Genomic DNA, 26,484 nt, shown 5'->3' with positions numbered 1-26,484 from the left:
CCGGCAACGCTACCGGCACGCCGCCGGACGTACGGAGCCGGCGCAGCGGGTACGACACGCGCGACGGCCGCCTGACGGCTCAGCCGAACTCGGTGAGCCGGCAGGTCAGCGGGGGCCGGTCAACGCGGCTCACGGTCACCGCGACCAGGCAGCCCCGCTCGGGGTCGAGGACGATCCGCAGCCTCCGACGGTCCGGCAGGGCGAAGCCGTTGTACGGCGACGGTTCGTTACCCAGCGGGCTGGCGTCGATGTGGACCAGGCCGGTGGCGTCCGGCTCGGTCACCGCCGACACCACGACCCGGGACAGCAGGTCCACCGGGCGGAGCAACTCCACCAACCAGGCGTCCACGACCGCCGGCCACGAGTAGAAGTACCGGGGGTCGTCCCGCGAGTCCTCCTCCGGCACCGGGGAGCTGAGCTGCTCGCCGTCGCCGCTCACCTGCACCAGGTGCCGGCCGTCGCAGCGGCGGTGCACCTCGCCGTCGGCGTCCCTGACGGTGTACGACCAGCGCAGCAGGCCGGGAGCGGCCAGCCGGTGCTCGGACAGGTGCTGGACGGTGCCGTCCGGCCCGGTCGTGCCGACGCTCGCGGTCGCCGACGCCACCGCGTCACGGGTCACCAGGGACAGCCACCTCGTCACGTTGATCTGCATGCCGTCCCTCCATCTGGTCGACTCTGACCACCCATGATGCCGACACGACGGGCACCTGCTCGGTGGAACTGCGACCAACGAGTACGGGCCAGGCAGCGTGCACGACCCAGTACCCGCCCGCTTCGACGTCGAGGGCCACATCTACCTGGGCCGGCCGGTCACCGCCACCGGTGCGCGAGCAGGACGCGGCCGGGGTCGAGTAGCCGCAGATCGTCTCGGTGCCGGCGTCCTCGTCCGGGATCCCGTCGGCTCCCGTGCCGGGATAGCGGTAGAGGACCACGCGGGACGGCAACTGTGCTGTCCCGAACTCCATGGTCACTCGTCGGGTCGTCCCGGTGAGCCGGGCCGCGGGCCAGTCGACGTGTCGTGGCGGGCCGGTGACCGGACCGCCACGAGCCGACCAGTCCACCATGATTCTTCGTAGTGGCTCTCGTCGTGCCCCGGCGACGAGGCTCAGTGCCGGCGGCTCCAGCGGAGCGGTGAGCAGCGCGTCGGACAGGTAGGGGGTGTCGCCGTCCTGGCGGGTGCCGCCGGTCGGCCCGTCGCTCTGCCCGGGCGCCGGACCGCAGCCCGTCGCGCCGAGCACCATGACGGCGGCCGTCACCGCGCTGGCACACGCGATGACGGCCCCGCGCCACGGATACGTACCCGGTCGGGAATCAGTTGTTGGAACCACACTGAATCTCGTCGTCGTTCTCTTCGTAGGCCGCGGCGCTCACCGGCTGTCCGTTGAGAATCCCACTGCCGAATCCTTCGGTCCGCCACCGGTGCCAGGAGCCGTTGTCGCAATTGACGTCAACGGTCACCCGAACACGCCAAGCAGTTTTCGGACCGGTCGTCTTGGTCTTCATGTGTTCCCAGCCGTACCAGCGGGAACGGTAACTCTTGCCGGTGATCGTGTTGTTGGCGATCGTGTTGCCCTGGCAGAAGGACTCGACCCTGGTGTGGATCTGGTTGTCGGTGGTGTAGGACGCGTGTGGCAGGTCGACCCGTACGCCGCAGTCACCGGCGGCGGCGAGGGTACGCCCCTGTTGCTGGTACGCGGCCTGGCCCCGTGCCGTGAGGGCGGTCGACTCGTCCTTCTCCGCGGCGTGCGCGGCGTTGGCCGTTCCGGCCACGGTTACCACCGCCATCGCGAAAACACTCGCGACTCGCGTCGTCACGCGCATGTGCCCCGTCCTTTCAGGAGTGGTTGAGGTCTATTCCCAAGCTTCAACAATCGGATCTGGGTGGGAACCCCTCGTCGGGGTGACAAAACGCACCCGTAATCAGCTGGTGGGAACCCTCAGTAAAGGGGCCTTGCCATTCGAGGGGTGCTGCGGTATCGCCGCACGATCATCAGTGGCTGGCCTCCGCGAATGTCGGCGGTCGGGAGAATTCGGCGGCGCTCGCCCGGCGCGGGCGGGCCGCCATGATGTTGACGCGGTGTGACGGTGGATCTCCGTTTCGGTCCGGCGAGGTATTTCGAGCGTGTTGCGGGGCCGACCCGGACCTGGTACTTGGCGTCCGGCAACTAGTGACACAGCTCACACCGCTTGGGTTGAGTGGAATAGACTCAACTCTGGTTCTGTCGGTACCAGTGGACACACCGATCCAGGGGAGCCCATGAACACCGAACGCCTCACCACCAAGAGCCGCGAGACCATCACCGGCGCCGTCGCCCTGGCGAACCAGCGGGGGCACGCCACCGTTGAACCGTGGCACCTGCTGCTGTCGCTGCTGGACACCGAGGGCTCGACCGCCGCCGGCCTGCTGCGCGCCGTCGGGGCCGACCCGGCCGAGCTGCGCCGCGCCACCCAGCGCTCCGTCGACGGGCTGCCCGCCGCACGCGGGTCCAGCATCGCCGAGCCGACGTTGGCCCGCGAGTTCGTCAACGCCATCGGTGCCGCCGAGCAGATTGCCCGCCCCCTGGGCGACGAATACACCTCCACCGAGCACCTGCTCGCCGGGCTGGCCCGGGTCGGCGGGGCCGTGTCCGCCGCGCTCAAGGCCGCCGGTGCCACCGAGGAGAGCCTGGTCGCCGCCTTCCCGACGGTACGCGGCGGTGATCGTCGGGTGACCACTGCGGACCCGGAGCAGACCTACCAGGCGCTGACCAAGTACGGCGTGGACCTGACCGCCAGCGCCCGGGACGGCAAGATCGACCCGGTGATCGGGCGGGACTCCGAGATCCGTCGGGTGATCCAGGTGCTGTCCCGGCGTACCAAGAACAACCCGGTGCTGATCGGCGAGCCCGGCGTGGGCAAGACCGCCATCGTCGAGGGCCTGGCCCAGCGGATCGTCGCCGGCGACGTGCCCGAGTCGCTGCGCGACAAGAAGCTGGTCTCGCTCGATCTCGGCGCGATGGTCGCCGGTGCGTCGTACCGGGGCCAGTTCGAGGAGCGGTTGAAGTCCGTCCTGGAGGAGATCAAGAACTCTGACGGGCAGGTCATCACCTTCCTCGACGAGCTGCACACCGTCGTTGGCGCCGGCAAGGGCGAGGGCTCGATGGACGCCGGCAACATGCTCAAGCCGATGCTGGCCCGCGGTGAGCTGCGCATGGTCGGCGCGACCACACTCGACGAGTACCGCGAGCACATCGAGAAGGACCCGGCCCTGGAGCGCCGCTTCCAGCCTGTGCTGGTCGGTGAGCCCACCGTCGAGGACACCATCGGCATCCTGCGCGGGCTCAAGGAGCGCTACGAGGTGCACCACGGCGTACGCATCACCGACGCCGCGCTGGTTGCCGCCGCCGCCCTCTCCGACCGGTACATCACCGACCGGTTCCTGCCGGACAAGGCCATCGACCTGGTCGACGAGTCGGCGTCCCGACTCCGGATGGAGATCGACTCCCGGCCGGTCGAGGTGGACGAGATCGAGCGCGCGGTGCGCCGGCTGGAGATCGAGGAGATGGCGCTGGCCAAGGAGCCGGACGCCGCCTCCGCCGAGCGCCTGGAGCGGCTACGCAAGGAACTGGCCGACAAGCGGGAGCAGCTCACCGCCCTGTCCGAGCGGTGGCAGCTGGAGAAGAGCCACATCACCAAGCTCTCCACCGCCAAGGAGGAGCTGGAGCGGCTCGGCGGCGAGGCGGAACGGGCCGAGCGTGACGGCGAGCTGGAACGCGCCGCCGAGCTGCGGTACGGCCGGATCCCGGCGCTCCAGGCCGAGCTGGCCACCGCCGAGGAGGAGCTGGCTCGGCTGCAGTCCGCCGGCGCGATGCTCAAGGAGGAGGTCGGCGCGGACGACATCGCCGCCGTGGTCGCCTCCTGGACCGGCATCCCCGCCGGCCGGCTGCTGGAGGGTGAGACCGCCAAGCTGCTGCGGATGGAGGAGTCGCTGCGCGGGCGCGTGGTCGGCCAGTCCGAGGCGGTCGCGGCGGTCTCGGACGCCGTCCGACGCGCGCGGGCCGGAGTCGCCGACCCGGACCGCCCGACCGGCAGCTTCCTCTTCCTGGGCCCGACCGGTGTCGGCAAGACCGAGCTGGCCAAGGCGCTCGCCGAGTTCCTCTTCGACGACGAGCGGGCGATGGTCCGCATCGACATGAGCGAGTACGGCGAGAAGCACTCGGTGGCCCGCCTGGTCGGCGCACCGCCCGGCTACGTCGGCTACGAGGAGGGCGGCCAGCTCACCGAGGCGGTTCGCCGCCGGCCGTACTCGGTGATCCTGCTGGACGAGGTGGAAAAGGCTCACCCGGACGTCTTCGACATCCTGCTCCAGGTGCTCGACGACGGCCGGCTCACCGACGGCCAGGGGCGTACGGTCGACTTCCGCAACGCCATCCTGATCCTCACCTCGAACCTGGGTTCGGCGGTCATCAGTGATCTGACGCTGGCTGAGGAGCAGCGCCGCGAGGGCGTCCTGGCCACGGTCCGGTCGCACTTCAAGCCGGAGTTTCTCAACCGGCTCGACGACATCGTGGTCTTCGCCGCCCTGCACGGTGACGACCTGCGGGCCATCGTGGACATCCAACTGGCGCGGCTGAGTCGACGTCTCGCGGACCGCCGGTTGACGTTGGACGTCACCGACGACGCGCGTGGGTGGCTCGCCGAGCACGGGTACGACCCGATCTACGGTGCCCGCCCGCTTCGCCGGCTGGTCCAGTCGGCGATCGGCGACCAACTCGCCAGGGCGCTGCTCGCCGGCGAGGTCCGCGACGGCGACACGGTGCGGGTCGACCTGCGGGACAGCAAGGACGGTCTGTCGGTCACGTCCAGCTGAACCTGTCGCGCCGGGCCCGCCTCCGACGAGCGGAGGCGGGCTTCCGGGGCGAGGATGGAGAGATGTTCGGGATGCGCCGCAAGAAGGAGTCGGAGCTGGCGAGAGCCGTCGCGGAACTCGGTCACGCCAACACGTTGGCGTTCGGTCGGGTCGGGATCGCGGGCACGTTGCTGCCCGAGACCGAGGCGTACCAGCGCGTCGCGGCGGCCGTGACCGACCAACCGGAGGAGGTACGCGACCTGCTCGACCGACTGCTCACCGGCGGCGCGCCCGCGGGTCGCGTGTACGCCGCCACCCTGCTGGAGCGGCTCGACCCGGCGGCCGGGCGGGCGGCCTGGACGGCGTTGCGCGGAGACGCCGCGGAGCTGAGCACCATGACCGGCTGCGTGATGGGAAGCACCACCGTGGGCGCGTACGCCGTCGAGCGCCTCGGCACCACCTGATCCGACCGCCGCTCGGATTCACCCGAACGGAGCTGCCGGGGACTTGCCAACGGTCCGTACCGTCCGCGACATGACCGCGACCGCCGAACCGTCGGCAGCCGTACCCCCGCCCCGGCCGCCGCGCCCCGGTACCGTCACCGTGGCTTTCTGGCTGCAACTCGCCACCGTGCTGATCCTGCTCGGCCTCGTCACTCTGCTGGTGCTGGCGGCGGTCGACTGGAACGACGCGATCGACAAGGCACTGCGGCAGGTGCCCGACGCCGACCCGGACGAGGTACGCGCGGAACGCTGGAACACCGCCATGATGGCGACGGTGTTCGGTGTGCCGGCCCTGCTGCTGGCGCTCTGGTTGGGGCTCACGTCAGGCTGGGTGCTCCGGGGCAGCAACACCGCCCGGGTGATGGTCTTCGTGGCCGGCGGCCTCCAACTGCTGCTCTGCGTCGTCCAGGGCTGTGCCGGCGCGTTCCTGATCCCGTTCGGTCTGGCGTTCGCACTGACCGACGGGCCGTACGTCGACGAGACGTATCCGGAGGAGGTTCCGCCGCCGGACGACGAATTCTGGCAGGAGTCGAACTTCATCGAGGCCCTGTACGACCAGCCGAACGCGTTCGAGGTGTTTCTCCCGTTGACGGGTCTCGGTGTGCTGCTGGTGTTCCTGCTCACGGCGGCGGTGGTACTGCTGCTGGCGCTGCCGCCGGCGCACCGCTGGTTCGTGCCCCGCACCGACCCCGCGACGGCCTGGCCGCTGCCCGGGCGCGACATACCGAACGTCTACCTGGTCGGGTACCCCGTGCCCATGAGCCACCCCGGCTATCCCGCGCCGTCCGGTCACCCACCGCAGGCCGGATATCCGCCGGCCTATCCGTCGCCGCCCTGGTATGGCGCCCCTGATGCGGGGTATGCGGTGCCCGGGTACACCGTGCCCGGCCCGGATCCGGCCGGGCACCTCCCGCCCCAGGCGGCCCCGCCTACCGGTCCGGAGACTCCACCGACGCCGGCTGATCCACCCTTGTCGGACGGGCCGACCGCCCCCGGCGGTGGTGAGCACGGGGGTGCGGGTTCCGGCGGGGTGGATCAGGCCGACCGGTAGCCGGGTGGCGGCGGGCGGCAGCTGCCCGGATCATGGTCGACGTCTCCGCCGAACTGTCTCGGGAGGTGACCGGTGGACGGGACGACGACGTACCTGGTGGCCGGCTGCCTGGTCGGGCTGGTCGTCGCCGGGTGCGCGCTGCGCTGGTGGCGTGGCCGGTCGGCGGCGGACCGTCGGCCGCAGCCGCGGTCCGGGGGCGGGCAGCGACGTGACCCGAGGCGGATCGAGGTCGGGGACATCGTCGAGATCGGTGACGCCACCTACGCCGTGCGGGGCTCAATCCGCCTGGTGGAAGGCGAGTGGAGGTGGGCCGAGCACCTCCTCGACGACCTGGACGAGCACGGTGGTCGGCGCCGGCTCTCGGTCGCCGAGAGCCCCGCGTTCGAACTGGTGCTCTGGGAGTCGGCGCCGCGTGACGCGACCGTCACGCCGGGGGCGCCGGTGGTGGAGTCCGGCGGGCGGAGCTACAGCTGGCACGAGTCAGGTCAGGCCCGGTACACCGCATCCGGATCCATCGGACTGACGCCGAGCGGCACCATGCGCTACCACGACTACCGGGCCCCCGGCGGGGCACGGCTCACCTTCGAGGCGTACGGCGAGGCGGGCTGGGAGATGGCCCGTGGTGAACGGCTGGACGGCGACGGGGTGACCGTCCACCCGCAGAGCGGCTCCTGAGCGGGGCAACGGCCGTCTGATCGATCCCCACCGACCGGCTGGCCGGTGACGCGCCCACCGCTCGGCGTCGCGTCGTGCCGGAATGGCCCGTTGCCGATACGGTGAAGCGCGTTCCAGGAAGGGAGAAAGATGGTCGATCCTCAGAACACCCCGGCCCGGTCGCGACCGGGCGTGGTGACGATATCCACCTACCTGCTGTTGCTGTTCGCGATCTGCCAACTGATCGGCGTGGTCATCTCGCTGACCACCATCGGCACCGTCCGCGACGTGATGGAGGACGCCTACCGCGACTCCACCGTCGAGGGGGCGCAGAACGTCGCCGACATCGTGGTCCTCGTCAGTGTCGGCACCGCCATCTTCCTGCTGGTGGCGGCGTTCGCGCTGTTCGGCCTGGGGCTGCTGAACCTGCGCGGCAAGAACGGCGCCCGGATCGCCACCTGGATCGTCGGTGGCATCCTCTTCTGCTGCACCGGGTTCGGCCAGCTGAGCGGGTTCGCCGGCAGCATGGGCACGCCCGGCGACACCAGCGGTGACATGCCCAGCGGTGAGGAGATCCAGCGTCGGCTGGAAGACGCGTTGCCGAGCTGGACCACCCCGGTCACCATCCTGCTCGGTGTGATCAGCCTGATCTCGTTGCTGGTGGCGCTGATCCTGCTGGCACTGCCGAAGGCGAACGAGTTCTTCCGCAAGCCGACCCAGCAGTGGGAGCCGCCGACGCCCGGCGGTGCGTACCCGAGCCAGCCCGGCTACCCGCCGGCCCCCGGTTACCCGGGCACCGCGCCGGCCGAGCCGGGTTACCCGGCCACCTCGCAGCAGCCGGCCGACCCCGGCTATCCGCCGGCCGCCGGCGGCCAGCCAGCGGCCGGAGACCCGAGCGGGCAGACCCCGCCGGCCGACGGTCCGGAGCAGCCCGGCACGCAGCCGCCCACCGATCGCCCCGGCTGACCCCTCGGTGGCTCGGCGCGGGTGCCGGCGTCCCTGGGCGGCCGTCGCCTGAAACTCGGCTCGCCCCGTGACGTCGACACCCGCGTACGGCACGACCGCGACGGGTCCCTCCGAGTAGGTTGCTTCCGAACGCCTACCGGAGGGACTTGTCGTGTCGTACCCCGAACAGGCACCGGCCCGCCGGCCGGCGGTGGTCGTGCTGGCGGCGGTGACGCTTGTGGTGATGGCGCTCGGCGCGTTCGCGTTCGCGGCAACCGGGCTGGCGACGGTCAGCGGCACGGTGGAGCGGTTCCGCGCGACGGCCGAGACCGACGCCGACCCCGCTCAGGTCGACGCGGTGGTGGCGCTGGTGCGGGCCTCGGTCGTGGTGTCGGCGGTGCTGAGCATCCTCGCCGGCCTGCTCCTCGTCGGTCTCGCGCTGGGCCTGGCCGCCCGCCTGCCGGCCGCTCGGGTGGCGACCTGGGTGGTCGCCGGGCTGGGCATGTGCTGTGGGTGTGGTGGGCTGGCCACGCTGATCGTGCAGCGCGCGACGCCCCTGGATCTCGGTGACGACCGGGCGACCGCCGAGCTGCTCGCTCTGGTGCCGGACGCCCACCCGTCCTGGTGGATTCCGCTCACCGCCACCCTTTCGATCGCCCAGGTGCTCGGTTACCTTGTGGTAGCCGTGCTGCTGGCACTGCCTGCGGCCAACGCCTGGTTCCGGCGTCGGCCGGCACCCCAGCAGCCCGCGGCTCCGCACCAGCCGCCCACCCCACCGTTCAGCCACCCACCGGCGCCGCACCCCTATCAGCCGCCGGCACCGCCGTACCAGCCCTACCCGCCGCCCGGGGCGCCGCCGTCGCCCCCGTACCCGCCGAGGTGATGACGCCCGTGACGCCCGAACCGACGACCGAACGATGGGCGTTGATCACCGGGGCGACGGCGGGTATCGGGGCGGCGTTCGCCACCCGCCTCGCCGCCGACGGATGGCACCTCGTGCTGGTCGCCCGGGACGGCGCCCGGCTGGCGGCCCAGGCCGCCGAGTTGACCGGACGGAACGGCGTGGAGACCGAGACCGTCACCGCTGACCTGTCCACCGACGACGGCTGCGCCCTTGTCGAACGACGGCTGGCCGATGGGCCACCCGTCGAGCTGCTTGTCAACAACGCCGGCATCAGCCTCAACAAGCCGTTCCTCCGGTCGTCTGTTCAGGACGAGACCCGGCTGCTGCGGCTGAACGTGCACGCGGTCCTGCGGCTGACTCTCGCCGCGCTGGCCACGATGACCGAACGGCGCAGCGGCGCAGTGATAAATGTCTCTTCCGTCGCGGGTTTCGGCGCGGTGATGCCCGGATCCACGTACTCGGCCAGCAAGGCGTGGGTCACCAACTTCAGCGAGTCCGTCGGGCAGTCCGCCCGCCCCTTCGGCGTACGGGTGATGGCGCTCTGCCCGGGCTACACCCGCACCGAGTTCCACAAGCGAGCCGGCATCGACATGTCGAAAACCCCCGGATGGATGTGGCTCCAAGCCACCGACGTGGTCGACGAGGCCCTCCGTGACCTGCACAAAGGCAAGTTGGTGAGCGTTCCGTCGTGGAAGTACAAGCTCGCCGTGGCGGGCCTGCGGCACGCTCCGCGTCGGTTGCTCGAGGTCGTCTCCCGGGACACCCGAGGCCGCATCGGCCGAGACCGCGGCTGACCGGTGGCCTGGGCGGTCGGCCGTCCAGCGGAGAGGAAGACATGACTCGATCCGCCGTGATGATCGACGTAGGGTAACCGGACATCGCCACTCATCGGTCCACCGGATGGGTTGACCGACGTGGCCCGCACACGCGGCCCACAGACTTGCGCAGTACCCTCTATCGCCATGGAGGACCACGACGACCTGCGCAAATTCATCTCCGACCTGGCTGTGGTCCATGGCCGGGTGGTGCTCTCCTCCGGGCGGGAGGCCGACTGGTATGTCGATCTGCGTCGCGTCACGCTGCATAACCGGGCGGCACCGTTGGTGGGACGGGTGATGCGAGAGCTGACCGCCGACTGGTCGTACGACGCGGTGGGCGGTCTGACCCTGGGCGCCGATCCGATCGCCTTCGCGATGCTGCACGCCGCCGGGCGTCCGTTGGACGCGTTCGTGGTCCGCAAGGCAGGCAAGGCGCACGGGCTGCAACGTCGGATCGAGGGGCCCGACGTCGCCGGCCGTCGGGTGCTGGCGGTGGAGGACACCTCCACCACCGGGGGAAGTGTGCTGACCGCCGTCGAGGCCCTTCGCGAGGCCGGGGCCGAGGTCGTGGGGGTGGCGGTTATCGTTGATCGTGGTGCCGGCGACGCGGTGCGAGCCGCCGGATTGCCCTATCGGGCGGCCTATACGTTGGCTGACCTCGGCCTTGTGGCGTAAAAGTCTGCCGATTCGGATCTGCTGATATGCAGGCGGATCGATGCTGCTGGTGGAAGGATGGAATACGTGGGAACTGCGTTGGCCGAAATGACTATGCCTCAGATCTCGCCGCTTGCTGGCGAGCCGATCGAACGCGCCGACGCCGAGCGGCTGGCGGGGGTCCTCAAGGCCCTTGCCGACCCCGCCCGGCTGCGGCTGCTCAGCCTGATCCAGTCGGCACCCGAGGGTGAAGCGTGCGTGTGTGACCTCACCGCGCCGCTCGGCCTCTCCCAGCCGACGGTCAGCCACCACCTCCGAATCCTCACCGAGGCCGGCTTGCTCGAACGGGAGAAGCGCGGTGTGTGGGCCTACTACCGGTTGGTCCCGACCGCGATCGCCACGATCGCCGACCTGCTGACCCCGCCGCGCAAGCGGGCCACCAAAAAGGCTCGCTGAACCGGAACCGCTTGGTGGCGGCCCATCCGGGCAGCCACCAAGCGGTGGTTTCAGCGGACGTGCGGCGTCTCGTACGTCTCCTCGGTGAGATCCCGGGCGGCCCGGCGTAGCCGGCGACGCTCGGCGATGATCATTGCCGTGACCACGGCGACGCCGATCAGGAACAGCGCCACAATGGACGGCACGTGGTCGCCCGGCGCGTGCAGGGCCCGGTCCTCGGACTGCCACGGCCACAGCGCGCGCAGACTGCCCAGGATGACGCCGGCCATCACCGCCAGGGTCATCCGGCGGTGCTGCTCAAGCAGCCACTGGAGCAGCTTGACGAAGAGCGCCAGACCGATGACCATCCCCGTGGCGAAGATCGCCAGGTAGCCGAAGTCGCGGTCGTTGACGGCGCTGATCGTCGGCTCGTACAGGCCGATGGTGAGCAGCAGGAACGACCCGGAGACCCCGGGCAGCACCAGGGCGCAGACCGCGACCGCCGCCGCGACCAGCACTACCAACGGGTGCGGTTCGATGGTGGCCTGCGGCAGTCCGGTCAACACGAACGCCGCCACCCCGGCGACGATCAGCGCAACCACCTCCGGCCCCCGCCACGGCTTGCCGACCATCGAGATCGGCACCAGCACCGAGGCGAGGACCAGCCCGAGGAAGAGTCCCCGGGTCTGCTCCGGATGGTCGACCAGCAGCGGTTCGAGCAGCTTCGCCGCGATCAGCAGGCCGGGCAGCATGCCGATCAGCAGTGGAATGACCACCTCCCAGTGCACCTGCCGTAGCTGGTGCCCCGCCCGCGTCCACCCGCGCCCGCGCGGGACGTCGGTCACCGCGTACCGCACCGTGTTCACCAGATGCCCGGCGGATGCGATGACCCGCTCGTAGACGCCGGTCACCAGCGCGATCGTCCCGCCGCTGACCCCTGGCACGGCCTCGGCCACGCCGATGGCCGCGCCGCGCAGGACATGGCCTACCCGTTCGCCCAATGCCATGAAGATTCCGTTCCGTGAATCGCTCGATCACTGGCCCGTGTGGCGTCCGCCACGGTCAATCAGGCTACCGGGGGCGCGGTCGCCCGCCCGGCCAGGTCACAGCCGTGGGTCGACCGGCTCCGACTCGCAGGCCAGGATCGCGAAGACCAACTCGTGGCGACGCCACAGCGGGGCACCGTCGACCAGGGCGTCCAGGGCGGCGAGGCCGAGCGCGTGCTCGCGCAGTGCCAGGCCCCGCTTGCGGCCCAACGACCGACGCCGCAGCGCGGCCAGCTGCTCGGGCTCGGTGTACTCGGGACCGTAGATGATCCGTAGATACTCCCGCCCCCGGCACTTGATGCCCGGCTGGAGCAGCGAGCCCCGCTCGCTGCGGGCGGCCGGACCCGCGTACGGCTTGACGACCATGCCCTCGCCGCCGGTCCCGGTCAGCGCCAGCCACCACTCGGTCGCCTCCCGCACCGCGGCACCGTCGGACAGGTCGACGACCCGCCGCCCGGTCGGGAGGAAGAACTCCGGGTCGGCCGCGCAGAGCCGGTCGGCCATCGCCAGGTGCCAACCGTGATCGCGGTCGCCGTAGCTGCCCTTCGCCCCGGCGAGCACCGCGAACGGCGCGAGCCGCACCCCGCCCAGCCCGTCGGTCGGGCCCACGTACGCCCGGTACGCCGCCGTGTAGGCCGACACGTCGTCACGGCGGCGGGCCATCCGGTCGCGTAGCTCGGCCACGTCCAGTCCGCGCCCGATCGCCGCGTCCAGCGTCGCCACCGCCACCGGCAGGCCGGCCCGACCAGCCGCGCCGACCCCCGCGTACTGCTCGCGGATCAGGCCGGTGGCCTTGGCCGACCACGGCAGCAGCTCACAGTCGAGCAGCAGCCAGTCGGTCGCCAACTCATCCCAGAGCCCGGCACCGGTCACCGCCGCGCGTACCCGGTCCAGCAGCTCCGTGTCCAGCGGCTCACCGAAGAACGGCCGACCCGTGCGGGTGTGCACGACCCCGCCGCCCGGACCGAACGGACCACCGTCCGGCGCCCGGCAGACCAGCACCACGGCCCGGGAGCCCATGTGCTTCTCCTCGCAGACGACCCGGTCCACACCGGCCGCCCGGTAGTCGGCGAAGGCCTCCGCCGGATGTTCCAGGTAGCCGGCCAACTGCGACGTCGAGCAGGGCGCCATGGTCGGCGGCAGCCACACCAGCCGGCGCGGGTCGACCGCGAAGCGGCTCATCACCTCCAACGCGGCAGCGGCGTTCTCCGCCGGCACGGTCAGCGAGCCGTACGCGTGCTCCACGTGCCGCCGACCGGTCACGTCGGTCAACTCGAGCACCTCGTCGGGCCGGGCCGGCGCGGCGGTCAGCGGCCGGACCGGGGCGTACCACTCGCGCTCCGCCGGCACCGAGACCAGCTCCCGCTCCGGGTAGCGCAGCGCGGTCAGCCGGCCGCCGAAGACGCAGCCGGTGTCGACGCAGATGGTGTTGTTCACCCATTCCGGCTCCGGGGTGGGGGTGTGGCCGTAGACGACCATCGCCGAACCCCGGTACTCCCGGGCCCACGGGTAGCGCACCGGCAGGCCGTACTCGTCGGTCTCGCCGGTGGTCTCGCCGTACAACGCGAACGCGCGTACCCGCCCGGACGCCCGGCCCTGGTACTCCTCCTTCAGTCCGGCGTGCGCCACCACCAGCCGGCCGCCGTCGAGCACGTAGTGGCTGACCAGTCCGTCGACGAAGGCGGCCACCTCGGCGGTGAACTCCGCCGGCTCCGCGTCCAGCTGCGCCAGCGTCTCGGCCAGACCGTGGGCCACCTTGACGTTGCGACCGCGCAGCTTGCGCAGCAGCTTCTGCTCGTGGTTACCGGGCACACAGAGCGCGTGCCCGGCGGTGACCATGCCCATCACCAGACGGAGCACCGCGGGCGAGTCCGGGCCACGGTCCACCAGGTCGCCGACGAACACGGCGGTACGCCCCGACGGATGCGTCGCGTCCACCGCCCGGCCGGCGTCGTCACGGTCCAGCCGCCAACCCAACCGGGTCAACAGCGCCTCAAGCTCGACCCGGCAGCCGTGCACGTCGCCGACGATGTCGAACGGCCCGGTCAGCTCGCGCCGGTCGTTGAACAGCCGCTCGTAGCGGATCTCGGCGGCCTCGATCTCCTCGGTGCCGCGTAGCACGTGCACCTTGCGGAAGCCCTCCCGCGCCAGCTGGCCGTAGCTGCGCCGCAGGTCCCGGGACATCCGGGCCAGCACCTGCCGGCCGAAGGTGCGGTCGGACCTGGCCTCGGTACGCTCCCAGGCCAGCGCCTCCGGCACGTCCAGCACGATCGCCACCGGCAGCACGTCGTGTTCCCGGGCCACCCGGACCAGGGCGGCTCGGGCGTGTGGCTGAAGATTCGTCGCGTCGACCACGGTCAGCCGGCCAGCGCGCAGCCGCTTGCCCGCCACGTAGTGCAGCGCGTCGAAGGCCTCCGCCGAGGCGGACTGGTCGTTCTCGTCGTCGGCGACCATCGCCCGGAAGGCGTCGGAGGAGAGGACCTGGCTGGACGCGAAATGCCGGCCGGCGAATGTCGACTTGCCGGAGCCGGAGATGCCGACCAGCGTCACCAGGGCCAGCTCGGGAATGTCGAGGACGGTCATCGGGCTGCCTCCGCACGGGTGAACACGGCCATCTGGGTGGGTGCGCCGACCTCCGGATCGTCCGGGCCGACACCATGCACCACGGCCGAGTAGCCGTACGTGGCACCGACCCGCCGTACCCAGTCGGCGAACTCGGCGCGGGTCCACTCGAACCGGTGGTCGGCATGCCGGAACGCGCCGACGGGCAACCCCTCGTAGCGCACGTTGTGCTCCACGTTCGGCGTGGTCACCACGACCGTCGTCGGTCGGGCGTAGCCGAAGACGGAATCCTCCAACGCCGGCAGCCGGGGCGGGTCGACGTGCTCGACGACCTCCATCAGCACCGCCGCGTCGTACCCGCACAGCCGCTCGTCCCGGTAGGTCAACGCGGACTGCCGGAGCGTGACCCGGGTGCGCTGGCGTTCCGGCAGCCGGTCCAGTCGCAGCCGCCGCGCGGCCAGGGTGAGGGCCTGGGTGGAGACGTCGGTGCCGACGATCTCGGTGAACCGTCGGTCACCGATCAGCGTGGCCAGCAGCGCACCCCCGCCGCAGCCCAGGTCCAGCACCCGGTGGGCGCCCGCGTCGACAAGGGCGGCGTGCACCGCCTGCCGGCGAAGGGCGGCCAGCGACGCCCGGGGCGCCGACCCGGCCGGTACCGCGTCCTCCAGTTCGTCGTCGACGCTCGGCTCGTCGGTGGGCCGCTGGGCGTCCAGCCGCTCCATCGCCTGACCCGCCAGTGCCCGCCGGTGGGCCAGGTAGCGGCGGATGATCAGCCCACGCTCGGGGTGGTCGGCCAGCCAACCCGCGCCGGCCCGCAGCAACTTGTCCACCTCGTCCGGAGCCACCCAGTAGTGCTTCGCGTCGTCCAGCACGGGTAGCAGCACGTACAGGTGGTTGAGCGCGTCGGCGACCCGCAGCGTGCCGGTGAGGGTCAGGTCCACGTATCGACTGTCGCCCCACTGCGGGTGCAACTCGTCGAGCGGGATGGCGGTGGCGGTGACCGCCCAGCCGAGCGGACCGAACACCCGCTCCGCCACGTCGGCCCCACCACGGCAGCGCAGCACCGGCACCCGCACCTCCAGCGGGATGCCTCGGGCGGCCAGCTCGGGGCGTTCCTTGGAGGCGCCGCGCAGCGCCGAGCGGTACACCTTCGACAGTGCCGAGGCGAGCAGGCTGGACGCGGCGTACGGCCGGTCGTTGACGTACCGCCCGAGGGTGAAGCTCTCCGGAGCGGTGGTCGACTTCCGGCCGCGACCCCGGGCAGTGGCCAGCTTCAACGGGTCGACGTCGAGCAGCAGCGCGGCCGTGCAGCGCTGCTCGTCCGCTTCCGGGTAGAAGACGTGCGCGGTGCCGACGGGCACGTCGAAGGAGTGCACCCGGTCGGGGTGCTTGATCAGCAGGTGACCGAGGTCCGTCGCCGGCTGGTGCGTGGTGGTGAGGGTGAGCAGCACCCGCCCATGGTGTCAGCTCTCTCGATCTTGCGCCGTCCTGTTTTCGGCGGGGTGCGGTGGGGGTTTGCGGGGCAGCCCCACCCGCTCCGGGCGGTCAGGCTTGATCCCTGCGCGGGCGGGGCTGCCCCACAAACCCGTTGGGGTCCGGCTTGCGGCGGCGGGGAAAGGGGGGTGCCCCGCCGAGGGGTCGGCGGGGCACCGGTGGTGCTGTTGGTTCGGGTGCGTCGGGCTACGCGGTGAAGTGGGTACGGCGGCGGCGGGCCAGCACGAAGCCGGCCACACCGGCGGCGAGCAGCACGCCGCCGACGCCCGCGATCAGCGCGGTGTTGGCGCCGGTGATCGGCAGTTCGCCGCCGTCACCACCACTACCGCCGTCGCCGCCCTGGCCGCCGCTCGGGTTGACGACGAGCTTGGCGGTGTCGTTGGCCGGCTTCAGGTCGGCGTAGAAGCCGCCGTCGCACTGGCAGGCGACGTTGACCTTGACGTCACCGGTGGCGTTCGGCACGACCTTGTCGATCCGGAGCCCGAACTCCACGATCTCCTCGTCACCGGCCTTGATGAACCAGCTGGTGTAGCAGCGGTACAGGCGGGCGCCCGGCTCACCCGGCTCGCCCCACTCATTCTCGCTTCGCACGGGGGAGCAGTTGTCGGGCACCTTGACCGCAGTGGTGCCGTTCGGAATTCCAACCTGCATGTGGGTGACCGAGGAACCGGAACGGCCGTAGTCCAGGGTGGCCGGGCCGTTGTTGCGGAAACCGACGGTGGCCACCACCTCGTCGCCCTTCGCGCCGGACACCTCGTCGCCGACCGCCGCCAGATCGGTTCCGTTCTTACCGGTGACCTTCACCCGCAGGCTCGACCAGTTGTTGTCCGGCTGGGTGTCCGCCTGGAAGCTCCGCGCCGCGATGCTCGGGCCGGCCTCGTCCAACCCCAGCTTTCCGCCGGTGCCCGGCTCACCGAAGCTCGCGCCACGGGCCTTCGCGTACGCCTCGAAGTCCTCGAACTCGGCCGGAGTCATCCAGAGGATCTCTCCGTACGCGCGGCTCGGCGCGAACGAGTCCTTCGCGATCCGGTACGACAGGGTGGTGACGTAGCTGGTACGCCGCTCCAACGGGCGGTCGAAGTGGCAGGTACGCAGCCAGCTTCCCTCGTACGTGCAGTTCGAATACTGCTTGTTGGCCTGGATCCCGTAGTCGTTGTAGAAGACGGCGACGGCACCCTTGGCGACGGTGTCGCCCGGGTTGCCGACCCGCAGCGGCATGGTGAACGCCGAGCCCGGCTTACCGGAATGCTCCTCCTCGGGGCCGGCGGCCAGATCGACGCCCTCGCCGATCCGCACCCGGGCCTCGTGGGTCACGGCCGCGTAGCCGGTGGCGCTGAGGCTCACCTTGACGGTGCCCTCGTCGCCGTCCTTGGCGTCCTTGGTGGGTGCGATGACCACGGAGTAGAGGCCGCCGAAGCCGTCCTCGTACAGCTCGACTTCGAACGGGTCCGTGCAGACCAGGACGTTCGGCTCGGGCGTCGAGCAGTAACTGGAGTCGCTCTCCGACGTCACGGTCGCCTTGCCCGCGAGGTCGGTGAAGTCGTAGCGCACGGTCAGGTCGTGCACCACCACCGTGGAGGAGGCGAACAGGACCGGGCTGTCGACCTTTCCGGGCGAGCCGGCGGCGAGGGTGTTGTCGCCGAAGTAGACGCCCAAGGAGATGTCGGGCTCCTCGGCCGAGGCGGGGGTGGCAGGGGTGGCGACGGCGGCGATCAGCGCGCCGGCCACGCCCAACCCGGCCAGCCGGCGCCGGGTGGAGTGGGTGAGCATTGAGGGGGGTCCTCCCGTGAGGGTGCAGGTGAAGCCCCCGGATGTTAAGGAAGTTTCAAGATCCTCGCTGCCCGTGCCGACCGTTCCGGGTGAAGTCCGACCGAAAGGTTGATCAGCGGTAGTCGTCCTCGTCGGCGCCGACCACGCGGGCCTGCTCCATGGCGTCCCAGTCGTCGACCTCCAGGCCACGGTGCGGCTCGACGTCGACCTGGCTCGGGTCGACCACGGCGGCCTGCTCGACGGCGTCGGCCGGCTCGGCCTCCAGGTCGCGCTCCTCCGGACTCAGGTGGTCGCCGGGGGCGAAGTCCTCGTCGGGCTGGCCCATTCGATGCCTCCGGGATGTCGGCGGACAGGTACCCACCCACCGTAAGGGTTGTGCCGGCGCGGTGCTGGCAACCGGCCGGCCACCGAGCCGTCGAGGGTACGCCGCCGTCGCGGTCGAGTCGGCCGAATCGACCCACCGGCGGCAGTCGCCGGTGCCAGGATGGTTGCCGTGGGCTTCCTCATCCGACTGGCGGCGACCGCCATCGCACTGTGGATCACCACGCTGATCGTGCCCGGGGTCGAGGTGACCGGGCGCACCGGTTACGACACGGCGTTCACCCTGCTCGTCGTGGCACTGATCTTCGGTCTGGTCAACGCGGTGCTCAAGCCGGTCATCAGGGTCGTGGGTTGTGTCTTCTACCTGCTGACCCTCGGCCTGTTCGCCCTGGTGGTCAACGCCCTGCTGTTCCTGCTGACCGACCGGATCGCTCGGGCGCTCGACCTGCCGTTCCAGGTGGACGGCTTCTGGGCGGCCTTCTGGGGAGCCATCGTGATGGCGGTGGTCACCTGGCTGATCAGCGTCGCGGTGCCGGATTCAGCGGACCGGCGGTGAACCGGCCCGGTTGTGCCGGTCCGGTGCCGCTACGGGATACTGCCCGCGGAGGACAGCGCGGTCCGGCGCAGCACGGTAGGACAGGCGGCCGCACGGCCGGCCCCCAAGGTAGGACAGGCGGCCGCACGGCCGGGCCCCTACGGAGAACAGCGGCCGTACGGCCGACAGCGGCAAGTAAGGAGCGTTCGACATGCCCATCGCTTCCCCCGAGGCTTACGCCGAGATGCTGGACCGCGCCAAGGCCGGCCGGTACGCGTACCCGGCGATCAACGTGACGTCCTCGCAGACGCTGAACGCGGCGCTCAAGGGCTTCGCCGACGCGGAGAGCGACGGCATCATCCAGGTCTCCACCGGTGGCGCGGAGTACCTCTCCGGCCCCTCGATCAAGGACATGGTCACCGGCGCGGTGGCGTTCGCCGCGTACGCGCACGAGGTGGCCAAGAAGTACCCGGTCAACATCGCCCTGCACACCGACCACTGCCCGAAGGACAAGCTGGACAAGTTCGTCCGGCCGCTGATGGCCATCTCCCAGGAGCGGGTGAAGGCCGGCCAGGAGCCGCTGTACCAGTCGCACATGTGGGACGGCTCGGCCGTACCGGTGGCGGAGAACCTGGAGATCGCGGCCCAGCTGCTCGACGAGGCGGCCAAGGGCAAGATCGTCCTGGAGATCGAGGTCGGCGTCGTCGGTGGCGAGGAGGACGGCGTCGAGAACGCCATCAACGACAAGCTCTACACCACCGTCGAGGACGGTCTGGCCATGGTCGAGGCGCTCGGTCTGGGTGAGAAGGGCCGCTACATGGCGGCGCTCACCTTCGGCAACGTGCACGGCGTCTACAAGCCGGGCAACGTCAAGCTCCGCCCGGAGATCCTCAACCAGATCCAGGAGGCGGTCGGCGCCAAGTACGGCAAGGAGAAGCCGCTCAGCCTGGTCTTCCACGGCGGCTCCGGCTCGCTGCTCTCCGAGATCCGCGAGGCGCTCGACTACGGCGTGGTGAAGATGAACATCGACACCGACACCCAGTACGCCTTCACCCGCCCGGCGGCGGACCACATGCTCCGCAACTACGACGGGGTGCTCAAGGTCGACGGCGAGGTCGGCAACAAGAAGATGTACGACCCGCGGGTGTGGGGCAAGGCCGCGGAGGCGGGCATGGCCACCCGCGTGACGGAGGCCTGCGAGCACCTGCGCTCCACCGGCACCACGATGACCAAGTGACGTTCTGACGTCGCCCGGACGGCGGCCGGCTCCGACTCGGGGCCGGCCGCCGTGCCGTTGCGCCCCCACAGGCGGGCTCCGTCTTCCTACCTCGTCAGCAGGCGGGCGGCCTCGTGGACGTCGTCGGTCAGGTGCACGGTGTCCGACAGATCCCCGAAGGGGGAGGCGGCCAGCAGCGGGCGCAGCAGTGACTCCACCGGCAGCTCCGTCGTCCAGTACGCGCGGTCCAGGAAGACGTACGCGCCGCTGGCGCCGTCGGTGCCGTAGTAGGTCTTGGTGGCCGCCTGGAACACCTCCTGCACGGTTCCCGCCCGGCCGGGGGCGAAGACGATGCCGCCCCGGGCCAGTCGCAGGATGGTGTCCTCCCGGATGGCGTTGGAGAAGTACTTGGCGATCCGGCCCGCGAACAGGTTCGCCGGCTCGTGCCCGTACAGCCAGGTCGGCACGGCGAGTCCACCGCAGCCCGCCCAGTCCAGGTCACCGGTGGTCAGCGCGGCCGAGTCGGCCCGATAGGCGGTCACCGGCTCGGTGCCGTTCGCCGGCGGCGTGACCGACCGGCCGAAGAGTTCCCGTACCCGCAGCGCCGCCGCCGTGTAGCGGTCGTGATCGGTGTAGTCCGGCGCGGCGGCGAGCAGGTCGATGGCCGCGGTGAGGTCCTCCGCCGGCCGGGTCGAAAGGTACGCACCCAGGTTCGCGGCCTCCATCACGCCCGGCCCGCCACCGGTGACCACCAGCCGGTGCGCCCGCGCGAGTTCCCGGCCGAGCACCGCGGCCATCCGGTACGGCTGACTGCCCCGGCGGACCGCGTGCCCGCCCATCACCCCGACCACCGACTGCGGCCCGTGGGTGGTCAGCCAGGCCCGGGTGGCGTCGGCGAGCGCGTTGTCCACCCCGTGGTCGTGCAGCCGCTGGCCGAGCGCCTCCCGGACGTCGGGTAGCGCGCCACCGTGCGCACGGAAGTGCGCGTACACCCGGGTGTCGTACATCGCCGCGAACCCGCCCTCGGTGAAGCCGGCGGCGAGTTCCTCCGGGGTGTAGAGGTGGGACGGCTGGGTCGGGTACGGCAGCCCGGAGAACGGCGGCACCACGTTGGCGCCGCGCCGGACCAGGTCGGCGCCGACCCGCCGGGAGGCGAAACGACAGCCGACGAAGAGCGTCCCGGTCACCTCGACCCCGGTGAGGTCGGGGGGCTCCAGGTCCAGTCGGAGCCCCTGCACGGTGAGCCCGACCAGGCTGCCGGTGGCCAGTCGCCGGTCGAACTCCGCCCGGGTCTGGATCTCGTCGGTCCAGGTGTGCGGCTCGATCACGTCCGCGGGAGGTGGAGTCGGCATCGGGTCATCCTGCCGGGCGGGCGCAACGCCGTGGACGGGGCCCCGGGTGACCGAGCGATGAGACGGGAGCCCGGCGGCCTGGCCGGGCTCCCGCGTTCCGGTTCCTGGGGAGGCTCCGGATCCATAGTTGTAGTGGATGCGACCCGGCGACGGCATGGGCCGCAGGCGTGACCGCCCTCTCGGCCGTTCAGCCGACCGGCTCGCCGGACCCCCTCGCGGGCCGCCGTGCGAAGCGGGTTGAATGGGGCGATGCAGAACCTCCTACCTGAGCCGCCCGCCACGCTCCTGCCCGCGCACGTCGAGGCCGACTCCGCGCTGGTCGCAGCCGAGCAGAGCGGCAGCGACGAGGCGTTCGCCGAGGTGGCGGCCCGGTATCCGACGCACAGCGGCGCGTGGGCGGCGCTCGCCGCCCGGGCGTTCGCACAGGGCCAGGTCGTGCCGGCGTACGCGTACGCCCGTACCGGCTACCACCGGGGACTGGACCAGCTGCGCCGCAGCGGGTGGAAGGGGCACGGGCCGGTGCCGTGGTCGCACGAGCCCAACCGTGGCTTCCTGCGCTGCCTCTACGTGCTGTCCCGGTCGGCGGACGCGATCGCCGAGGCGGACGAGGCGGCCCGCTGCGCCCAGTTCCTCCGCGACTGCGACCCGGCCGCCGCCGACGCGCTGGCCAGCAACTGACGCGTGCCGGGCCGGACCACCCGCCCCGGCTCCGACCCGTCGACGTGCCGCCGCCGGCCCCGGGTACGCCCGGGCTGGCGGCGCGCGACGGCGGCCGCTACAGGCCCTCGGCCACCGAAGCGGCGATCTTGAGCCAGGCGTCGCGGGTGGCCGTCGACAGGTGCGCGTAGCGCAGCGGCTCGCCGGTGTCGATGAGCCGCTCGTAGGGGGCCAGCAGCACCGCCCGGGTACGCGCGGCGAAGTGTTCCTGGATCGCCGGCAGGTCGATCTCCTTGCGGGATGGTGGCATGGAGACCACCGTGACCGCCTGCCGGACCAGCCGGTGCCGTCCGCTCTGTTCCAGGTGGTCGAGCATCCGGGCGGCGGTCTCCGCCGAGTCGTTCCGAGCGGACATGGTGACCACCAGCTGGTCGGTGGCGTCCATGGCGGCCTGCCAGTTCTGTGCCCGGACGTTGTTCCCCGTGTCCACGAAGATCAACTTGTAGAACCGGCTGACCACCTCGCGGATCTCGCCGAAGGCGGCGGCGGTGAGCATCTCGCCGCCGGTGGCCGACTCGTCGGAGGCGAGCACGTCGAACATCCCCTCGCCCTGCGAGCGGACGTACTGCGACAGATCGCCGACCCGCCCCTGCGCGCCGTGGAACTGGCCGAGATCCCGGAGCAGGTCCCGGACCGTACGCGAATGGAAGTCTTGCTGGGCGCGCATGCCGAGGGTGCCCTGGGTCTCGTTGTTGTCCCAGGCCAGCACGTATCCACCGCGATTTTGACCGAAGGTCATCGCGAGCAGCAGGATGGCGACGGTCTTGCCGGCGCCGCCCTTCGGGTTGACCACGGTGACCTGCCGCAGCCCACCGAAGTTGCGGCGCACCATCTCGATGTCCCGTTTGCGTTCCAGCTCGTGCCGGCCCGGCGGGAGCTTCACCAGGCCCGTCTTGTTGACCACGGCGCGGAGCCCAGTCGTCGCGACCGGGTCGGCGGGGCGTACCTGCCGACGGCGGGCGAAGTCCTCGGCGGTGGGCGCCGCACCGGCCTCCGGATTCCAGGCCGGCTCCGGGTAGGCCGACGGCACCGGTGGCGCGGTGTTGGTCTGCGGATAGGGCTGCTGGGGTGCCGGCGGCATGGTCGGCGGGGCGCCCTGCTGCCACGGCGCGGGATGCCAGGCCGGCTGTGGTGGGAACGGGCCGGGAGGCGCCGGCGCGTACGACGGTGGGGCGGGCGGCTCAGGCTGCGGCGGCCCGCCGGGTCCGGCGTCCGCCGGCTGCGGGCCGGCGGGTGGTGACGCGGGCGGCACATCGGCATCCGACGACACGGGCGGCAGCGGAGCACCGGGCTGCGGCACCGGGGCGCTGCCATGCTGCGGCGCGACGAAGGGGTACGGGCCGGGTTGCTGGGGTGGCAGCGGCTGCGGAATCGGCGGTAGCGGTTGGGCCGGCCCGGCCCAGGTGGGGCGGGGCGGCCCGACCGACGTTTCGGCGGGCGTGAGCGGGTCGGATCCGGAACGCTGCGGTGGATGTGCCCACGGCGACTCCGTCTGCGGTCGGGCCACCGGCGGGGCCGCGTCATCCTCGGCACCCGTGTCGACCAGGTCCGCCGCGTCGTCCGCCGGGTCCTGGTGATGGGAGTCGGTCGGCCCACCGTCGCGGGTGGGTGCGACGGCGGTGGGCCGGTCCAGGGTGAAGGGCAGGTCCAGGTCGACCTGGCCGGGCCCGGGTCGGGGTGCCGGCTCCCAGCCGGTGGTGCTCGGCGCGCCGTTCGTCAGCGACGGATAGTCAGCGGGTGAGGGAGGTGCACCGGGTGCGTGCGTCGGCCGTCCGGGCACGTGCTGCGGCTCCGCCGTCGTGGACGGATAGGCCGGTCCCGCGACCTGGGGAGGATAGGCCGGTCCCGCGACCGGGGGCGGATCGGTCGGCTGCGTGACCGGAGGCTGGTTGGTCGGCTGTGCGGGCGACGGCGGCGCGGGCGGAGGTGGCACGGTGGGTGGCACCGGCGGCGGGGCGGCCCACGTCGGCGCGCCGAAGCCGTCGATCTGCTCCGGCGGCCAGAGTGGTTCGATGTCCCGTTCCGGCATGCCATGCTGGCCGGGCACGTGCACCCGGTCGGCGTTGTCGTCCACCACGGTGTCCTCCCCATTCCTCCTGACGAGGATAGGCCCAGTGGCCGACCCGGGCCTCCGGTGCGCCGGCCGGCTCAGGTCAGGCCGCCCAGACCGCCCAGGCACCCGGCTCGGTCCACCAGGACCGCTTGCGCGTCAGCTGCCCCGCCACACCGTCGTCCAGATACGGCAGCGCCGCCTCGTCCCGGGGCAGCACCGACGCGGCCCGGCCGCGGGCCCGCCGGACCTCCAGGCGTACCCGGCGCCGGCCCCACCGCGACCGGGTGACCACCGGTACGGCCACCGCCACCTCGACCAGGCCGTCGGTCGGGTCGGGGCCGGCCAGCAGCGTCACGTCGTCGAGTCGGGCGTAGCCGCCCGCGTTGCCGATCGCGCAGGCGAGCAACGGTTCGTCGCCGTTCGACAGCACGGCGTCGTCCACCTCGACCCGGCCGCGCCAGCGCAGCGGGGTGCCGTCCTCACCGGCGGCACCGAGCAGCGCGCCGTCCAGCGTCACCGAGCCACCGTCGTGACGCAGCAGGTCGAGTCGGCGTGGTGCGCCGTCCAGCACCGCGGCGGCCACCGCCGCCGGGTCGCGGGGCAGCCCGAGCTGCGCGGCGAGGTCGCGGTGCGTCGTGCTGCGGGCCGGATCGAGCGGCAGTACGCCGACCGGTGGCAGGTCCGGCACCGTCCGGTTGCCGGCCAGGTCGGTCGGGCGGCGACTGGGCGGTGGCGCGTACCGCCGCACCATGCGGCGGAGTACCGCACGCAACTGTGCGTCACCGGCCACGGCGACGACGAGGCGGGTCTTGGTATCGGCGTCCGGCCAGGTGAGGCCGTCGGGGCGCGACGGCCCGTCCAGCCGGGCCAGCACCTGGTCGATCTCGGCGTCCGACCGGGCGGTCACCGTCTCGACCCGGGCACCCCGGGCGGTCAGCGCATCGGCGCAGGCCAGCACCGGCACGCGCGGCGTCTCGCAGCGTTCCTCGCGATCGTCGGTGGTGGCGGCGCCACCACCACAGCAGGCTCCGCCGCTGCCACACCCGGCTCCCGGAGCATCCCGCTCGGAGCCGAGGGTGAGCAGCACCACGTCGTACACGGGTAGCTCCTCCTGCTGTTCCCGACGCGACCCCTGCCGGTCGTGCCGTCACTACTTGTTAACCTGACACCCCGGGCTCGCTGACCGGTCGCCATCTGGCACCCGAGCCTTCTGGAGGCGAGAAGATGCCAGCGATCGTGCTCATCGGCGCTCAGTGGGGCGACGAGGGCAAGGGCAAGGTTACCGACCAGCTGGGTGAGCGGGTCGACTACGTCGTCCGCTACTCGGGCGGCAACAACGCCGGCCACACGGTGATCACCCCGGACGGACAGAAGTACGCCCTGCACCTGATGCCGTCGGGTGCGCTCTCCCCGAACGCCGTGATCGTCATCGGCAACGGTGTGGTGGTCGATCCGAAGGTGCTGCTCACCGAGATCGACGGCCTGGCCGAGCGGGGTGTCGACGTGTCCCGGCTACGGATCTCCGGCGACGCGCACCTGATCATGCCGCACCACCGCGCGCTGGACCGGGTGGTGGAGCGGTACCTGGGCAGTTCGCGGATCGGCACCACCGGCCGGGGCATCGGTCCGGCGTACGGCGACAAGGTGGCCCGGATGGGCATCCGGGTGCAGGACCTGCTGGACCCGGGCATCCTGCGCAAGAAGCTGGAACTCGCGCTGCGCGAGAAGAACCAGGTGCTGTTCAAGGTCTACAACCGCAAGGCGATCGACGTCGACGCCACCATCGAGGAGTACCTGGAGTACGCGGAGCGGCTGCGGCCGTACATCGCGGAGACCCGGGCGATGCTCTGGGACGCCCTGGACCGTGGCGACACCGTCCTGCTGGAGGGTGCCCAGGCCACCATGCTCGACATGGACCACGGCACCTATCCCTTCGTCACCTCGTCCAACCCGACGGCCGGCGGGGCGTGCGTGGGTGCCGGCATCCCACCGACCGCGATCACGAAAGTGATCGCGGTGAGCAAGGCGTACACCACCCGGGTCGGTTCCGGACCGTTCCCCACCGAGCTGTTCGACGACAACGGTCAGCACCTGCGCAAGGTCGGCCACGAGTACGGCACCACCACCGGCCGGGAACGCCGCTGCGGCTGGTTCGACGCGGTCGTCGCCCGGTACGCCTGCCGCCTCAACGGGGTCACCGATCTGGTGATCACCAAGCTGGACGTGCTCACCGGCCTGCCCACGGTGCCGATCTGCGTCGGCTACGAGATCAACGGCAAGCGGGTCGACGACATGCCGATGACCCAGACCGACTTCCACCACGCCGTCCCGATCTACGAAGAGCACCCCGGCTGGTGGGAAGACATCACCAAGGCGCGCACCGAGGAAGACCTCCCCGACAACGCCAAGCGCTACATCGCCCGCATCGAAGAACTCTGCGGAACCCGCGTCAGCGTCATAGGCGTAGGCCCCGGCCGCGAAGAAAACGTAACCCGCCACCCCCTCCTCCCCTAACCCCCACCCCACCCCACCCCGCACCTCCGCGTTGATCATGAAGTTGTTGTCACCCGTACGGCGTGTCGGGAGCAATAACTTCATGATCAACGCATAAGGATGGCGGGGTTAT

24 protein-coding genes are annotated in these 26,484 nt (G+C 71.6%); 13 read left to right on the top strand and 11 right to left on the bottom strand.

Translation table 11 applies throughout. The features are described from left to right. Positions 1-79: 79 nt before the first annotated feature. The 3 genes from O3597_RS24310 to O3597_RS24300 are packed head-to-tail and all read right to left on the bottom strand — an operon-like array spanning position 80 to position 1,785. Positions 80-652 (bottom strand): hypothetical protein, encoded by a 573-nt coding sequence (locus O3597_RS24310; protein ID WP_164446721.1) that lies wholly within the window; start codon positions 650-652, stop codon positions 80-82. Continuing rightward, the gene (locus O3597_RS24305) at positions 609-1,256 is read right to left on the bottom strand and encodes a hypothetical protein (RefSeq protein WP_164446720.1); all 648 of its coding nucleotides are present in this window, start codon (positions 1,254-1,256) and stop codon (positions 609-611) included. Before O3597_RS24305 ends, O3597_RS24310 begins: the two co-directional genes overlap by 44 nt. Positions 1,257-1,311: 55 nt before the next feature. Continuing rightward, positions 1,312-1,785, bottom strand: a complete 474-nt coding sequence (locus tag O3597_RS24300; protein WP_164446719.1) for a hypothetical protein — start codon at positions 1,783-1,785, stop codon at positions 1,312-1,314. Between the two features lie 472 nt (positions 1,786-2,257). Between O3597_RS24300 and clpB the strand changes: the two genes are divergently transcribed. The 9 genes from clpB (at position 2,258) to O3597_RS24255 (ending at position 10,813) form a co-directional block, all read left to right on the top strand. Next, complete coding sequence (gene clpB / locus O3597_RS24295; RefSeq protein WP_281602488.1) at positions 2,258-4,849, top strand: ATP-dependent chaperone ClpB; 2,592 nt, start codon at positions 2,258-2,260, stop codon at positions 4,847-4,849. A gap of 62 nt (positions 4,850-4,911) precedes the next feature. Then, positions 4,912-5,292 carry a hypothetical protein gene (locus tag O3597_RS24290; RefSeq protein WP_164446717.1) on the top strand — a complete coding sequence of 127 codons (381 nt, stop codon included), beginning with the start codon at positions 4,912-4,914 and terminating at the stop codon, positions 5,290-5,292. 70 nt (positions 5,293-5,362) lie between these two features. Further along, positions 5,363-6,382: a hypothetical protein gene (locus O3597_RS24285; RefSeq protein ID WP_281602487.1), complete on the top strand. Its 1,020-nt coding sequence runs from the start codon at positions 5,363-5,365 to the stop codon at positions 6,380-6,382. Positions 6,383-6,454: 72 nt separating this feature from the next. Then, positions 6,455-7,057, top strand: a complete 603-nt coding sequence (locus O3597_RS24280; protein WP_281602486.1) for a DUF4178 domain-containing protein — start codon at positions 6,455-6,457, stop codon at positions 7,055-7,057. A gap of 129 nt (positions 7,058-7,186) precedes the next feature. Then, positions 7,187-8,002 (top strand): hypothetical protein, encoded by an 816-nt coding sequence (locus tag O3597_RS24275; protein WP_281602485.1) that lies wholly within the window; start codon positions 7,187-7,189, stop codon positions 8,000-8,002. 151 nt (positions 8,003-8,153) lie between these two features. Beyond that, entirely contained in the window at positions 8,154-8,864 is a 711-nt protein-coding gene (locus O3597_RS24270) for a hypothetical protein (protein ID WP_281602484.1), read from the top strand. Then, positions 8,864-9,679, top strand: a complete 816-nt coding sequence (locus O3597_RS24265) for an SDR family oxidoreductase (RefSeq protein WP_281602483.1) — start codon at positions 8,864-8,866, stop codon at positions 9,677-9,679. Before O3597_RS24270 ends, O3597_RS24265 begins: the two co-directional genes overlap by 1 nt. A 168-nt stretch (positions 9,680-9,847) precedes the next feature. Continuing rightward, positions 9,848-10,378, top strand: a complete 531-nt coding sequence (pyrE, locus tag O3597_RS24260; protein WP_164446710.1) for an orotate phosphoribosyltransferase — start codon at positions 9,848-9,850, stop codon at positions 10,376-10,378. Between the two features lie 57 nt (positions 10,379-10,435). Further along, complete coding sequence (locus O3597_RS24255; protein ID WP_007073957.1) at positions 10,436-10,813, top strand: metalloregulator ArsR/SmtB family transcription factor; 378 nt, start codon at positions 10,436-10,438, stop codon at positions 10,811-10,813. A 50-nt stretch (positions 10,814-10,863) separates the two neighbouring features. Here O3597_RS24255 and O3597_RS24250 read toward each other — a convergent pair whose 3' ends face one another. The 5 genes from O3597_RS24250 to O3597_RS24230 form a co-directional block, all read right to left on the bottom strand. Then, entirely contained in the window at positions 10,864-11,799 is a 936-nt protein-coding gene (locus tag O3597_RS24250) for a DUF368 domain-containing protein (RefSeq protein WP_166458182.1), read from the bottom strand. A 96-nt stretch (positions 11,800-11,895) separates the two neighbouring features. After that, positions 11,896-14,421 (bottom strand): polynucleotide kinase-phosphatase, encoded by a 2,526-nt coding sequence (locus O3597_RS24245; RefSeq protein WP_281602482.1) that lies wholly within the window; start codon positions 14,419-14,421, stop codon positions 11,896-11,898. Next, complete coding sequence (locus O3597_RS24240; RefSeq protein WP_281602481.1) at positions 14,418-15,851, bottom strand: 3' terminal RNA ribose 2'-O-methyltransferase Hen1; 1,434 nt, start codon at positions 15,849-15,851, stop codon at positions 14,418-14,420. Before O3597_RS24240 ends, O3597_RS24245 begins: the two co-directional genes overlap by 4 nt. A 229-nt stretch (positions 15,852-16,080) precedes the next feature. Beyond that, entirely contained in the window at positions 16,081-17,664 is a 1,584-nt protein-coding gene (locus O3597_RS24235) for an LPXTG cell wall anchor domain-containing protein (RefSeq protein ID WP_281602480.1), read from the bottom strand. 112 nt (positions 17,665-17,776) lie between these two features. Further along, the gene (locus O3597_RS24230) at positions 17,777-17,989 is read right to left on the bottom strand and encodes a hypothetical protein (protein WP_093403775.1); all 213 of its coding nucleotides are present in this window, start codon (positions 17,987-17,989) and stop codon (positions 17,777-17,779) included. 159 nt (positions 17,990-18,148) lie between these two features. Here O3597_RS24230 and O3597_RS24225 point away from each other — a divergent pair, with 159 nt between their 5' ends. Together O3597_RS24225 and fbaA are read left to right on the top strand one after the other, a co-directional pair. Next, on the top strand, positions 18,149-18,541 hold the full coding sequence (locus O3597_RS24225) for a phage holin family protein (protein WP_166458181.1): 393 nt from the start codon (positions 18,149-18,151) through the stop codon (positions 18,539-18,541). A gap of 190 nt (positions 18,542-18,731) precedes the next feature. Beyond that, the gene (gene fbaA / locus O3597_RS24220; protein WP_164446700.1) at positions 18,732-19,757 is read left to right on the top strand and encodes a class II fructose-bisphosphate aldolase; all 1,026 of its coding nucleotides are present in this window, start codon (positions 18,732-18,734) and stop codon (positions 19,755-19,757) included. A gap of 86 nt (positions 19,758-19,843) precedes the next feature. Here the strand turns inward: fbaA and O3597_RS24215 are convergent, their stop codons facing one another. After that, positions 19,844-21,088, bottom strand: coding sequence for a hypothetical protein (locus O3597_RS24215; protein ID WP_281602479.1), 1,245 nt, complete (start codon positions 21,086-21,088; stop codon positions 19,844-19,846). A 249-nt stretch (positions 21,089-21,337) separates the two neighbouring features. Here O3597_RS24215 and O3597_RS24210 point away from each other — a divergent pair, with 249 nt between their 5' ends. After that, positions 21,338-21,766, top strand: a complete 429-nt coding sequence (locus O3597_RS24210; RefSeq protein WP_164446696.1) for a DUF3151 domain-containing protein — start codon at positions 21,338-21,340, stop codon at positions 21,764-21,766. Between the two features lie 97 nt (positions 21,767-21,863). Here O3597_RS24210 and O3597_RS24205 read toward each other — a convergent pair whose 3' ends face one another. Together O3597_RS24205 and O3597_RS24200 are read right to left on the bottom strand one after the other, a co-directional pair. Then, the gene (locus tag O3597_RS24205) at positions 21,864-23,882 is read right to left on the bottom strand and encodes a chromosome partitioning protein (protein WP_281602478.1); all 2,019 of its coding nucleotides are present in this window, start codon (positions 23,880-23,882) and stop codon (positions 21,864-21,866) included. 76 nt (positions 23,883-23,958) lie between these two features. Next, positions 23,959-24,957 carry a hypothetical protein gene (locus tag O3597_RS24200; protein ID WP_281602477.1) on the bottom strand — a complete coding sequence of 333 codons (999 nt, stop codon included), beginning with the start codon at positions 24,955-24,957 and terminating at the stop codon, positions 23,959-23,961. Between the two features lie 125 nt (positions 24,958-25,082). Here O3597_RS24200 and O3597_RS24195 point away from each other — a divergent pair, with 125 nt between their 5' ends. Continuing rightward, positions 25,083-26,372, top strand: a complete 1,290-nt coding sequence (locus O3597_RS24195; RefSeq protein ID WP_164446695.1) for an adenylosuccinate synthase — start codon at positions 25,083-25,085, stop codon at positions 26,370-26,372. Positions 26,373-26,484: the final 112 nt, after the last annotated feature.

Origin of the sequence: Verrucosispora sp. WMMA2044 (assembly GCF_027497155.1) — a bacterium.
GTDB classification, from domain to species: domain Bacteria; phylum Actinomycetota; class Actinomycetes; order Mycobacteriales; family Micromonosporaceae; genus Micromonospora; species Micromonospora palythoicola.
This window is presented reverse-complemented; position numbering and strand designations above follow the sequence as displayed.

Coding starts and splice junctions, on each gene's coding strand:
- O3597_RS24310 (WP_164446721.1), bottom strand. CDS start 652: ATGCAGATCAACGTGACGAGGTGGCTGTCCCTGGTGACCCGTGACGCG.
- O3597_RS24300 (WP_164446719.1), bottom strand. CDS start 1,785: ATGGCGGTGGTAACCGTGGCCGGAACGGCCAACGCCGCGCACGCCGCG.
- clpB (WP_281602488.1), top strand. CDS start 2,258: ATGAACACCGAACGCCTCACCACCAAGAGCCGCGAGACCATCACCGGC.
- O3597_RS24290 (WP_164446717.1), top strand. CDS start 4,912: ATGTTCGGGATGCGCCGCAAGAAGGAGTCGGAGCTGGCGAGAGCCGTC.
- O3597_RS24285 (WP_281602487.1), top strand. CDS start 5,363: ATGACCGCGACCGCCGAACCGTCGGCAGCCGTACCCCCGCCCCGGCCG.
- O3597_RS24275 (WP_281602485.1), top strand. CDS start 7,187: ATGGTCGATCCTCAGAACACCCCGGCCCGGTCGCGACCGGGCGTGGTG.
- O3597_RS24265 (WP_281602483.1), top strand. CDS start 8,864: ATGACGCCCGTGACGCCCGAACCGACGACCGAACGATGGGCGTTGATC.
- pyrE (WP_164446710.1), top strand. CDS start 9,848: ATGGAGGACCACGACGACCTGCGCAAATTCATCTCCGACCTGGCTGTG.
- O3597_RS24255 (WP_007073957.1), top strand. CDS start 10,436: ATGGAATACGTGGGAACTGCGTTGGCCGAAATGACTATGCCTCAGATC.
- O3597_RS24250 (WP_166458182.1), bottom strand. CDS start 11,799: ATGGCATTGGGCGAACGGGTAGGCCATGTCCTGCGCGGCGCGGCCATC.
- O3597_RS24245 (WP_281602482.1), bottom strand. CDS start 14,421: ATGACCGTCCTCGACATTCCCGAGCTGGCCCTGGTGACGCTGGTCGGC.
- O3597_RS24235 (WP_281602480.1), bottom strand. CDS start 17,664: ATGCTCACCCACTCCACCCGGCGCCGGCTGGCCGGGTTGGGCGTGGCC.
- O3597_RS24230 (WP_093403775.1), bottom strand. CDS start 17,989: ATGGGCCAGCCCGACGAGGACTTCGCCCCCGGCGACCACCTGAGTCCG.
- O3597_RS24225 (WP_166458181.1), top strand. CDS start 18,149: ATGGTTGCCGTGGGCTTCCTCATCCGACTGGCGGCGACCGCCATCGCA.
- fbaA (WP_164446700.1), top strand. CDS start 18,732: ATGCCCATCGCTTCCCCCGAGGCTTACGCCGAGATGCTGGACCGCGCC.
- O3597_RS24215 (WP_281602479.1), bottom strand. CDS start 21,088: ATGCCGACTCCACCTCCCGCGGACGTGATCGAGCCGCACACCTGGACC.
- O3597_RS24210 (WP_164446696.1), top strand. CDS start 21,338: ATGCAGAACCTCCTACCTGAGCCGCCCGCCACGCTCCTGCCCGCGCAC.
- O3597_RS24195 (WP_164446695.1), top strand. CDS start 25,083: ATGCCAGCGATCGTGCTCATCGGCGCTCAGTGGGGCGACGAGGGCAAG.